Origin of the sequence: Achromobacter ruhlandii, from assembly GCF_902859695.1 — a bacterium.
In the GTDB taxonomy this organism is placed as follows: Bacteria; Pseudomonadota; Gammaproteobacteria; order Burkholderiales; family Burkholderiaceae_B; genus Achromobacter; species Achromobacter ruhlandii.
On the sequence record NZ_CADIJL010000035.1, the window covers coordinates 48,006 to 58,912 of the forward strand.

Below are 10,907 nucleotides of genomic sequence, written 5' to 3' on the forward strand. Positions count from 1 at the left end.
CCGGGCCGCGCGGATCCGGCTCCGCCGGTCCGCAGCGGCGCCCCCCTGGGGGGGAAGCGCGCAGCGCTTCGGGGGGGTATCTACTTCTTCATTTCATGCGAGCGCACGTCCGCCGCCAGCTTGTCGAGCACGCCGTTGACGAACTTGAAGCCGTCGGTGCCGCCGAACGACTTGGCCAGTTCCACGGCTTCGTTGATGGCGACCTTGTACGGCACTTCGACGTGATGGATCAGTTCGAAGCTGCCGATCAGCAGGATGCCATGCTCGACCGGCGACAGCTCGGCCAGCGGACGGTCGACGTAAGGCGTGAAACGCTCGCGCAGCGCGGGCGCTTCGCGCAGAACGCCATGCAGCAAGGTCTTGAACCACTGCGCGTCAGCCTCGGAGAAGTCCTCGGTGTCGCGCAGATGGGCGTCGATCTCGCCGGCGTCCTGCGTGCCTTCGCCGCCGCGCAGCAGCCACGCGTACACGCCCTGCAGCGCGAATTCGCGCGCACGGCGGCGCGCGCTGCGGGCGTTGGCGCGGGCTTGCGCCGCGCTATCAGCGCTGGTCGTCGTCTTCTTCGTCGTCAAAATCTTCGTCCTCGTCTTCGTCGTCTTCGTCTTCTTCCTCGGGCTCCAGGGCCGCCACCAGGTTGGCCATTTCGACGGCCACCTGGGCGCAGTCGCGGCCCTTGCCGGCGGCGCGGGCTTGCGCCTGCTCGTCGGTGTCCACGGTCAGCACGCCGTTGGCGACCGGGATGCCGGTCTCGAGGGAGATGCGGGTGATAGCAGTGGCCATTTCATTGCTGACCACTTCAAAGTGATAGGTCTCGCCGCGGATGACCGCGCCCAGCGCGATCAGGGCGTCGAACTCGAACGTCTCGGCCATGTGCGACAGGGCCACGCCCAGTTCCAGGGCGCCGGGCACGGTGGCGACCATCACGTCGCGCTCGTCCACGCCGAGTTCGGCCAGTTCCTTCAGGCACGCTTCGAGTTCGGCCTGGCCGATCTCTTCGTTGAAGCGGGCGCGTACGATGCCGATGTGCAGCCCTTCGCCGTTCAGGTCGGGGGTGAGGATGTAAGGGTTCATGTGTCGGCCTTCAGTGTGTTGCGGGAGTGTTCGGAGGGTCGCAATCGTAACCCGTAATGGTGAGCGAGAAGCCCGCCATGCTGGGCATCTTGCGCGGCCGGGCCAGCAGCTTCATCTGGCCCACGTTCAGGTCGCGCAGGATCTGGGCGCCGATGCCATAGGTGCGCAGGCCGAAACGGTCGGCGTTGGCGGGGTTGGCATTGGCCTTGGGGTCGCTCCAGCCGGCGATCTGCGCGAACAGGTGTTCGGTGGACGACTGGCAGTTCATCAGCACCAGCACGCCGGCCGGCGCCTGCGAAATGGCCTGCAGGGCCTGCGCCACGCCCCAGCTGTGCGGGCTGGCGCCGGTATCCAGCACGTCCAGCACCGAGGCCGGCTCGTGCACGCGCACCAGGGTCTCGACGTCTGGCGCCACGGTACCATGCACCAGCGCCAGGTGGGCCGAGCCGGTGGCGGCGTCTTCATAGGCCACGGCCTCGAAGGTGCCCCAGGCGGTCTGCATGCTGCGCTTGCCGACGCGCTTGACGATGGATTCGTGCTCGCTGCGGTATTGGATCAGGTCGGCGATGGTGCCGATCTTCAGGCCGTGCTCGCGGGCGAACTGCACCAGGTCGGGCAGGCGCGCCATGGTGCCGTCCGGCTTGAGGATTTCGCAGATCACCGCGGCCGGGGTCAGGCCGGCCATGGCGGTCAGGTCACAGCCGGCCTCGGTGTGGCCGGCGCGCACCAGCACGCCGCCGGGCACGGCGCGCACCGGGAAGATGTGGCCGGGCTGGACCAGGTCGGACGGCTTGGCGTCGCGCGCCACCGCCACCTGGATGGTGCGGGCGCGGTCGGCGGCCGAAATGCCGGTCTCGACGCCTTCGGCGGCCTCGATCGACTGGGTGAAATTGGTGCCGTATCGCGTGCCATTGCGGGCCGCCATCAGCGGCAGGTCCAGCTGGCGGCAGCGTTCTTCGGTCAGGGTCAGGCACACCAGGCCGCGGCCGTGGGTCACCATGAAGTTGATGGCCTCTGGCGTGACGAACTCGGCGGCCATGACGAGGTCGCCTTCATTTTCGCGGTCTTCTTCGTCAACCAGGATGACGATGCGGCCGGCGCGCAGCTCGGCGATGATCTCGGCGACCGAGGCAATATCGAAGGATTCCGGCTCGGAGCCGGGCAACGGGGACAACTGGACGGACATGGCGGGCACGCAAACCAGGCGGGAAAGCCCGGATTTTACCGCCCCCGGCGCCATATCCCCTACCGGCCCGCGCCGCCCCCGCCCAAACAGGGCCATCCGGTTAAACTTTCGGCCGGAGAACACCCCATAAAACCAAGGAAAACGCCATGCAAGCCCTTGCGGCCATGCCTTTGACCGTCGCGGCGGGGATCCGCGTCGTGCTCACCGACATCGACGACACCCTGACCACCGAAGGCCGGCTGCCCGCCGACGCCTACGCCGCCCTGGAACGCCTGGAACAGGCCGGCATCCAGGTGGTGCCGATCACCGGCCGCCCGGCCGGCTGGTGCGACCACATCGCCCGCATGTGGCCGGTGCGCGCGGTGGTCGGCGAGAACGGCGCGTTCTACTACGCCTACGACCGCCAGGCGCGCCGCATGGTCACGCACTACTGGACCGACGCGGCCTCGCGCCAGGCCAGCCGCAAAAAGCTCGACGCGATCCGCGACCGGGTGCTGGCCGAGGTGCCCGGCGCCGCCGTGGCCAGCGACCAGGACTACCGCGTGGCCGACCTGGCCATCGACTTCTGCGAGGACGTGCCGCCCCTGCCCGAGGCCGACATCGGCCGCATCGTGCGCATCTTCGAAGACGCCGGCGCCCAGGCCAAGGTCAGCTCGATCCACGTCAACGGCTGGTTCGGCGACTACGACAAGCTGACCATGACGCGCACCCTGTTCCAGCGCGAATTCGGCATCGACGTGGCCAGCGCGCTCGACAGCACCCTGTTCATCGGCGACTCGCCCAACGACGAACCGATGTTCGCCTACTTCCCCGTCTCGGTCGGCGTGGCCAACATCCAGTCGCAACTGCACCGCCTGACGCACCGCCCCGCCTACGTGGCCGCGTTCCACGGCGGCGCCGGCTTCACCGAGATGGCCGACCGCCTGCTGGCCGCCCGCGCCGTCACCGCCTGAGGCTCCCACCGTGGCCACCCCCAAACCCGCCGCCCCCGCCGCCAATGACGGCCGCCGCAGCATCCAGTCCATCGAAGTGGGCGTGCCGCTGCTGGCCGCCCTGGTCGATGCCGCCAAGCCGCTGACCCTGCGCGACCTGGCCGCCGGCGCCGGCATGACCTCGGCCAAGGCCCACCCCTACCTGGTGAGCTTCATCCGCGTCGGCCTGGTGCAGCAGGACAGCATCACCGGCCAGTACGAACTGGGGCCGTTCGCGCTGCAGATGGGCCTGGTCAGCCTGCAGCGGCTGGATCCGGTGCGCATCGCCATGCCCGAGATCGCCAAACTGCAATCCGAGATCGGCCACACGCTGGGCATCGCGGTGCTGGGCTCGCACGGCCCCACCATGATCCACATGACCGAGGCCAGCTATCCGGTGCACGTGAACATGCGCAAGGGCACCGTGATGTCGATGCTGCACACCGCCACTGGCCTGGTGTTCGCGGCCTGGCTGCCGCCCAAGGTCAGCGAGCACTACATCGCCCGCGAGGAAGGCGACACCGCCGTCATCGCCAGCGTGCCGCCGCCGCGCAAGGCCAGCCGCGCCAACATCGAAGCGCAACTGGCGGACATCCGCGTGCACGGCATGGCCCGCGCCCTGGGCAACCCGCTGCCGGGCGTCGACGCCCTGTCGGTGCCGGTGTTCGACAACACCGGCAACATCGTGCTGGCGCTGACCAGCCTGGGCCCCACTGGCCTGTTCGACGTGTCCTGGGACGGCGCCATCGCCCGTCCGTTGCTGGCCTGCGCGCACGAGATCTCGCGCAAGCTGGGCTACCGCGCCTGACCTTCCCTCCTCCCGCCTGAGCCGCGAGCCGCGCGACGGATCCCCCGATCCGCTCGCGTGGCCGCCGCGCCGTTCGCGCAAAAGCGAACTCAAAGCGAACAAAACGAACAAAACCCGAAAAGAAACACAGGGACTTTCCCGAGTGTGCCCCTGGCGCTTGTATGTTTGAATTCAGTTACTAGTCATATTCAGACCTATAAGAGGAGACATACGATGCGCGCATTGCGTCACCTGCAAGCGGCCTCGCTGGCCGCGCTCGTGTTCGGGACGTTCGGGGCGTCCACCGCCCACGCCGCAGACACCTGCCCCAACCGGGGCGACCTGGACCAGAACTACTGCGACGCCAACAAGGACCTGGTGGCCGACACGCCCACCGATCCGGCCAAGCTCAAGACGCCATCGACCCTGGTGTTCACCTACACCCCGGTGGAAGACCCGGCGGTGTATGAAGACATCTTCAAGCCGTTCACCAAGCACCTGTCCGAATGCACCGGCAAGCGCGTGGTGTTCTACCAGGTGCAGAGCAACGCCGCCGAAATCGAGGCCATGCGCTCGGGCCGCCTGCACGTGGGCGGCTTCTCCACCGGCCCCACCGCCTTCGCCGTGAACATCGCCGGCGCGGTGCCGTTCGCCGTCAAGGGCTACGCCGACGGCTTCCAGGGCTACAACCTGATCGTCATCGTCAAGAAAGACAGCCCGTACCAGAAGCTCACCGACCTCAAGGGCAAGAAGCTGGCGCACACCGCGCCGTCGTCGAACTCCGGCCACATGGCGCCCGTGGCGCTGTTTCCCAAGGAAGGCCTGACGCCCGACAAGGACTACAAGGTGGTGTTCTCGGGCAAGCACGACCAGTCCGTCATGGGCGTGAACTCGGGCGACTACGACGCCGCCGCCGTGGCCTCGGACGTGTTCAAGCGCATGATCGAGCGCGGCCAGGTCAAGGAAGCCGACTTCCGCGTCATCTACAAGAGCGAGAAATTCCCCACCTCGTCGTTTGCCTACGCGCACGACCTGGAGCCGAAGTTCCGCGACCAGATGCTCAAGTGCTTCTATGACTACCGCTTCCCGGCCGAGATGTCCAAGGCCTTCGACGGCGCCGACCGCTTCTACCCGGTGACCTACCAGAAGGACTGGGCCATCGTGCGCCAGGTCGCCGAATCCGGCGGCGAAAGCTTCAACCGCGCCGCCTACGACCGCGAATCCGCCAAGAGCAAGAAGTAATCAGCATGACGACGTCGCTACGCATTTCCGGCCTGGTCAAGGAATACCGGGCCGGCCGGCCGGTACTGAACGGCATCGACCTGCAGATCGCGGGACGCGGCCTGACCGCCATCATCGGCCCCTCCGGCACGGGCAAGAGCACGCTCCTGCGCTGCATCAACCGGCTGATCGAGCCGACCCGCGGCCAGATCGTGCTGGAGTCCGGCGATGGCGCGGTCGACCTGGCCCGGGTGCGTGGCGCGTCGCTGCGGCGCGCGCGCCGGCGCATCGGCATGGTGTTCCAGGAATACAACCTGGTCGAACGCCTGACCGTGATGGAAAACCTGCTGACCGGACGGCTGGGCTACACCGGCGCCTTCAAGGCCTGGACCCGCCGCTTCGAGGCCGAGGACATCGAGCACGCCTACCAACTGCTCGATACCGTGGGCCTGGCGGGTTTCGCCGACCAGCGCGCCGACGCCCTGTCGGGCGGCCAGCGCCAGCGCGTGGGCATCGCCCGCGCCCTGATGCAGCGCCCGCAGTTGCTGCTGGCCGATGAGCCGACCTCGTCGCTCGACCCCAAGACCTCGGTCGAAATCATGGAGCTGCTGGCGGCGCAGGGCGACGCCAGCGGCATCCCCGTGATCGTCAACATCCATGACGTCGAACTGGCGCGGCGCTACGCCGGCCGCATCGTTGGCATGTCCGGCGGCCACGTGGTCTATGACGGCAACGGCCAAGGCCTGGACGCCGCCATGCTCAAGACCATCTACGGAGGCGAGTCTTGGCTGGCGTAATGACTCCGCGTTCGTCCCACCCGCGTCCCTTCGCGCTGTCCGGCCGCGCCAAGGCCGGCGTGCTGCTGCTGGTGCTGTACACGGTCTACGCGGCCGCGCAGCTGGACTTCAGCTGGGCCCGCTTCGAAAGCGGCATGGGCCACGCCTCGACCTTCCTGGCGCGCATGTTCCCGCCCAATTTCGAGAAGCCCGCCACGCTGTGGAAGGGCATCGCCGAAAGCCTGGAGATCGCCGTGCTGGCCTCGGTGCTGGGCATCCTGTTCGCGCTGCCCGTGGGCCTGCTGGGCGCGCGCAACCTGATGCCGGCCTGGGTCTCGTGGCCGGCGCGCTCGATCGTGGCGCTGTGCCGCGCGCTGCATCCGGTGATCGTCGCCATCCTGTTCGTCAAGGCCGTGGGCTTTGGCGCGCTGGCCGGCATCCTGGCGCTGACGGTGGCCTCGATCGGCTTCATCGGCAAGCTGTTCACCGAGGCCATCGAGGAAATCTCGCTCAAGCAGGTCGAAGCGGTGCGCGCCACCGGCGCCTCGTTCGCCAACGTGCTCGCCTTCGGCGTGCTGCCACAGGTGTTCGCGCGCTTCATCGGCTTTGCCACCTACCAGTTCGACTCGAACCTGCGCAACTCCACCATGGTCGGCATCGTCGGCGCCGGCGGCGTGGGCGGCACGCTGTTCTCGGCCTTCCAGCGCTTTGACTACGACTTCGTCAGCGCCATCCTGCTGACGCTCATCGCCATCATCATGCTGGGCGAGATCCTGGCGGGCTTCGTGCGCGCCGTGTTCCTGGACAACCTGGGCTTCGACCGCATCCTGCGGGGCCGCTTCGCCGGCGCGCGCGGCATCGGTTCGAGCGCCTCGAAGGCAGCCTACCAGGCCGCGCGCAAGGCGGAGGCGGATCAATGAACACGCACGCCCCCACCCTGCCCGCCGCCAACGCGCCGCGCGTCTGGCACCGCTACAGCCTGGGCCAGCGGCTGCTGCGCTTCGCCCTCTACCTGCTGCTGGTGGCCGCCATCGTGCAGGCCATCCGCGGCGTCGAGATCATCCCGGAGTTCCTGTACGACGCGCCGGAACAGATGGCCGACCTGTTCCAGCGCATGTGGCCGGTGGACTGGGCCCACTATCGCGGCGGCGTGCACGACGCGCTGATCGAGACCCTGCACATCGCCACGCTCGGCACCATCCTGTCGGTCGTCATGGCGGTGCCCGTGGGCCTCTTGGCGGCCAACAACCTCACGCCCAGCAAGACCATCAACATGCTCGCGCGCCTGGTCCTGGTGTCGAGCCGCTCGGTCAACTCGCTGGTCTGGGCGCTGCTGTTCATCGCCATCTTCGGCCCCGGCGCGCTGGCCGGCACGCTGGCCATCGCGTTCCGTTCCATCGGCTTCGTCGGCAAGCTGGTGGGCGAAGCGATCGAGGAAGCGCAGCGCGGCCCGATCGAGGCCGTCACCGCCACCGGCGCCAGCAAGGCCTCGGTGATCTGGTACGCCTACTGGCCGCAGATCCGCCCGGCATTCTGGTCCATCGTGCTGCTGCGCTGGGACATCAACGTGCGCGAATCGGCCGTGCTCGGCCTGGTGGGCGCCGGCGGCATCGGCATGGCGCTGGACACCGCCCTCAACCTGTTCCAGTGGGACCGCGTCGCGCTGGTGCTGGCCGCCATCTTCGTGGTGGTGGTGCTGGCCGAGATCCTCATCACGCAGGCGCGCAAGCGCATCCTCTGACGCGCCCGCAACCGACGTTCCTTTGCGCCGCCCGGCAACGGGCGGTTTTTTTTGGCCGTCTCGCGCGGGGCAGCCTGCCGCCCCGCGCGCGTCCGGCCCGCCGAGGCACGCCCCGCCCGGGAATTTACAATTTGAAAGCCCGCCCCGGTCGCGTCTCTGCCTGCCCGGGTCATTGAGCGGACGCAATCAAAGCGGAAAATGTGCGGCGCCTGACGCGAGGATGATTGTTGATGCACCGCAACCGCGTCTATGCTCCGTGTGAGCGTTTGTGAAATAAATATGACCGGTCATCAAACCGCCCGCCCCGTTTGATTAAGATCTCGGCTTTTGCCGTTGGACACCCGCCGCCATGTCGGAACAGGAACTGAAACTGCACGTGCCCACGGCTTCGCGCCAGGCCGTGCTGCGAGAGATCAAGCAACGCGAGGCGACGCGCATCCGCCTGCATGCGATGTATTTCGACACGCCCGAGCGTGAACTGGCCCGCGCGCGCATCGCCATCCGCCTGCGCCAGGAAGGCCGCGACTGGGTGCAGACGCTGAAGATGCCCGGCATCAACGCCATCACCCGCATCGAACTGAACCACCCGCGCCCGGGCCCCGTGCTCGACCTGTCGGTCTACGCCGGCACCGAGGTCGAGGCCGCCCTGGCCGCCATCAAGGGTGAACTCGGCCTGCGCTATGAAACCGACGTGCAGCGCATGCTGCGCAAGGTGCGCACGCGCTACGGCACCGTCGAACTGGCCTACGACACCGGCATCCTGCGCGCCGGCGCGCTGGAGCTGCCGATCTCCGAGCTGGAATTCGAATTGGTCTCGGGCCGCCCCGCCGCCATCTTCGCGGTCGCGCGCGGCTGGCAGCAGCGCCACAACCTGGTGCTGGACCCGCGCAGCAAGTCCGAGCGCGGCGACGCGCTGGCGCAATTGGCGCAGCGCCTGGCCGATGTCGACGCCGTCCCGGGCGACGACCTCGACAGCCGCCGCGCCCAGGCCATCGCCCTGTTCTGGGCGCCGCGCGGCGCCGCGTCCGTCAAGCTGCGCGAGGACATGACGGCGGCGCAGGCCATGGGCCGCATCGCCGCCGAATGCCTCGACCAGATCGCCCGCAACGCGGCCGTGCTGGCCGAAGTGGACACCGAAGGCGTGTACCGCGCCGGCAATTCCGAGCACGTGCACCAGCTGCGCGTGGGCATCCGCCGCCTGCGGTCGGCCTGGAAGCTGTTCGACGGCTGGATCGGGCCGATCCCCGAGGCCATCATGCAAGGCGTGCGCGCCCACTTCGCCGCCTTCGGCGCCAACCGCGACCAGGACGTGCTGAACGAAACCGTGGCGCCCGCGCTGATGCGCGCCGGCATGCCGGTCATCCCGATGGAGGCCGCGCCGCCCGAACAGGACGCCCGCGCCATCGCCGGCGGCAAGGCCTTCCAGGCCTGGCTGCTGGAACTGCTGGAATGGAGCCTGGACGTGCCACCCGCGCTGCCCACCAGCGACGGCCTGCCCGTCGCCAACGGCATGCCCAGCGACGCGGCGCCCGAACCCGCCATCCGCCTGGAAGGCGGCATCGCCGGCCCCAGCGTCAAGCCCACCATCATCCCCATGCTGGCGCCCGAGCCCGATCCGCAGCAACTGCACAAGCAGTTGGCGCGGCGCCTGCACCGCTGGCACAGCAAGGTGGCCGACCAGGGCACCCAGTTCGCCACGCTCGACATCCCCACGCGCCACGAGCTGCGCAAGCGCGGCAAGCGCCTGCGCTATAGCCTGGCCTTCGCCGAATCGCTGCTGCCCCCGAGCAAGCTGCGCGGCTACCGCAAGCTGCTGTCGCGGGTGCAGGACATCCTGGGCGAAATCAACGACCTGGCCGTGGCCAAGGACTACTACGAGTCGTGTACGGCCACGCATCCACAGGCCTGGTTCGCGCTGGGCTGGATCAGCGCGCGCCTGGACGAATTGGCGGTGGATGCGCAACGCGCCTTCGACGACCTGGCAAGCAGCAAGCCATTCTGGAAGTAAGGCGGCGCGGTCCCTCGCGGACCGCGTTTGCGACCGCCGCAAACACCGCGCCCCACGCCTGCGATGCAGCAGACGTGGGGCGCGGTGTTTTCAGCGCCGGGCGCGAGGCCCGTGCCGGTATCAGCGGGACGGATCAGTCGGCCAGCAAGGCCCCGGCGAATTCGTCGGCCACGAACGGCTGCAGGTCTTCCAGGCTTTCGCCCACGCCGATCCAGTACACCGGGATCGGCCGCACGCCCTGGCTGCCCGCCGCCACCGCCGCCAGCGTGCCGCCCTTGGCGGTGCCGTCCAGCTTGGTCACGACCAGGCCCGTCAGGTTGATGGCCGCGTCGAACGCGCGGATCTGCGCCAGCGCGTTCTGGCCGGTGTTGCCGTCCACCACCAGCAGCACCTCGTGCGGCGCGGCCGGATCGGCCTTGCCGATGACGCGGCGGATCTTCTTCAGTTCTTCCATCAGGTGCAGCTGGGTCGGCAGGCGGCCGGCCGTGTCCACCATCACCACGCCCATGCCGCGCGCGCGGCCGGCATTAACCGAGTCGAACGCCACCGCCGCCGGGTCGCCGCCATCCTGCGAGATCACGGTGACGTTGTTGCGGCTGCCCCACTCGATCAGTTGCTCGCGCGCGGCGGCGCGGAAGGTGTCGCCCGCGGCCAGCAGCACGCTGGCGCCCTGGCGCTGGAAGGTGTGCGCCAGTTTGCCGATGGACGTGGTCTTTCCGGCGCCGTTGACGCCCGCGATCATCACCACCAGCGGCTGCGTGCGCTTCAGGTCGAAGGCGCGCTCCAGCGGACGCAGGTGATCGGCCAGCAGTTGGCGCAGCGCGGCCTTGACCTTGGCGGGGTCCTCGATGCGCTCTTTCTTGACCCGCGCGCGCAGCGCGGTCAGCAGCTTCTCGGTGGCTTCCAGGCCGGCATCGGCCATAATGAGCGCCGATTCGAGTTCCTCGAACAGGTTCTCGTCGACCTTGACGCCGACGAAGATGCCGCCAATGCTCTGGCCGGTGCGCGACAGGCCCTGCTTGAGCCGCGACAGCCAGGACGCCTTCTTGGGCGCCGCTTCCGGCTCGGGCGCGGCGGGCGCCGGCGCGATGGCGGCGGGGGCAGCGGCGACCGGCGCCGGAGGCGTGACGGCGGGCGGCGATGCCA

Annotated in this window: 11 protein-coding genes; 7 read left to right on the plus strand and 4 right to left on the minus strand. The window is 68.8% G+C overall.

All coding sequences use genetic code 11. The features are described from left to right. Positions 1–80: 80 nt before the first annotated feature. Genes nusB through ribBA form a run of 3 tightly spaced genes read right to left on the minus strand, consistent with a single transcriptional unit; the run spans position 81 to position 2,257 of the window. On the minus strand, positions 81–572 hold the full coding sequence (gene nusB, locus HV742_RS27170) for a transcription antitermination factor NusB (protein ID WP_049076116.1): 492 nt from the start codon (positions 570–572) through the stop codon (positions 81–83). Beyond that, a complete protein-coding gene (gene ribH, locus HV742_RS27175) occupies positions 541–1,071 on the minus strand; it encodes a 6,7-dimethyl-8-ribityllumazine synthase (RefSeq protein WP_006391339.1) in 531 nt (176 codons plus the stop codon). The genes nusB and ribH overlap by 32 nt, the downstream gene beginning before the upstream one ends. A gap of 10 nt (positions 1,072–1,081) precedes the next feature. After that, a complete protein-coding gene (gene ribBA, locus HV742_RS27180; protein ID WP_049076118.1) occupies positions 1,082–2,257 on the minus strand; it encodes a bifunctional 3,4-dihydroxy-2-butanone-4-phosphate synthase/GTP cyclohydrolase II in 1,176 nt (391 codons plus the stop codon). 146 nt (positions 2,258–2,403) lie between these two features. Here ribBA and HV742_RS27185 point away from each other — a divergent pair, with 146 nt between their 5' ends. The 7 genes from HV742_RS27185 to HV742_RS27215 all read left to right on the plus strand — a co-directional run bounded on the left by HV742_RS27185 (position 2,404) and on the right by HV742_RS27215 (position 9,761). Further along, positions 2,404–3,210 carry an HAD-IIB family hydrolase gene (locus tag HV742_RS27185; protein ID WP_049076120.1) on the plus strand — a complete coding sequence of 269 codons (807 nt, stop codon included), beginning with the start codon at positions 2,404–2,406 and terminating at the stop codon, positions 3,208–3,210. A 10-nt stretch (positions 3,211–3,220) separates the two neighbouring features. After that, positions 3,221–4,036, plus strand: coding sequence for an IclR family transcriptional regulator (locus HV742_RS27190; protein WP_049076122.1), 816 nt, complete (start codon positions 3,221–3,223; stop codon positions 4,034–4,036). A 213-nt stretch (positions 4,037–4,249) separates the two neighbouring features. Continuing rightward, positions 4,250–5,257 (plus strand): phosphate/phosphite/phosphonate ABC transporter substrate-binding protein, encoded by a 1,008-nt coding sequence (gene phnD, locus HV742_RS27195; protein WP_049076124.1) that lies wholly within the window; start codon positions 4,250–4,252, stop codon positions 5,255–5,257. Positions 5,258–5,262: 5 nt separating this feature from the next. Further along, positions 5,263–6,033 (plus strand): phosphonate ABC transporter ATP-binding protein, encoded by a 771-nt coding sequence (phnC, locus tag HV742_RS27200; protein WP_175146856.1) that lies wholly within the window; start codon positions 5,263–5,265, stop codon positions 6,031–6,033. Then, entirely contained in the window at positions 6,033–6,932 is a 900-nt protein-coding gene (gene phnE, locus HV742_RS27205; RefSeq protein ID WP_175146857.1) for a phosphonate ABC transporter, permease protein PhnE, read from the plus strand. The genes phnC and phnE (HV742_RS27205) overlap by 1 nt, the downstream gene beginning before the upstream one ends. Next, positions 6,929–7,753: a phosphonate ABC transporter, permease protein PhnE gene (gene phnE / locus HV742_RS27210; RefSeq protein WP_049076129.1), complete on the plus strand. Its 825-nt coding sequence runs from the start codon at positions 6,929–6,931 to the stop codon at positions 7,751–7,753. The genes phnE (HV742_RS27205) and phnE (HV742_RS27210) overlap by 4 nt, the downstream gene beginning before the upstream one ends. Positions 7,754–8,102: 349 nt before the next feature. After that, complete coding sequence (locus HV742_RS27215) at positions 8,103–9,761, plus strand: CYTH and CHAD domain-containing protein (RefSeq protein WP_175146858.1); 1,659 nt, start codon at positions 8,103–8,105, stop codon at positions 9,759–9,761. A 133-nt stretch (positions 9,762–9,894) separates the two neighbouring features. Here the strand turns inward: HV742_RS27215 and ftsY are convergent. Continuing rightward, positions 9,895–10,907: signal recognition particle-docking protein FtsY (gene ftsY / locus HV742_RS27220; protein WP_437340606.1), on the minus strand; the 1,013-nt coding region annotated here is incomplete at its 5' end.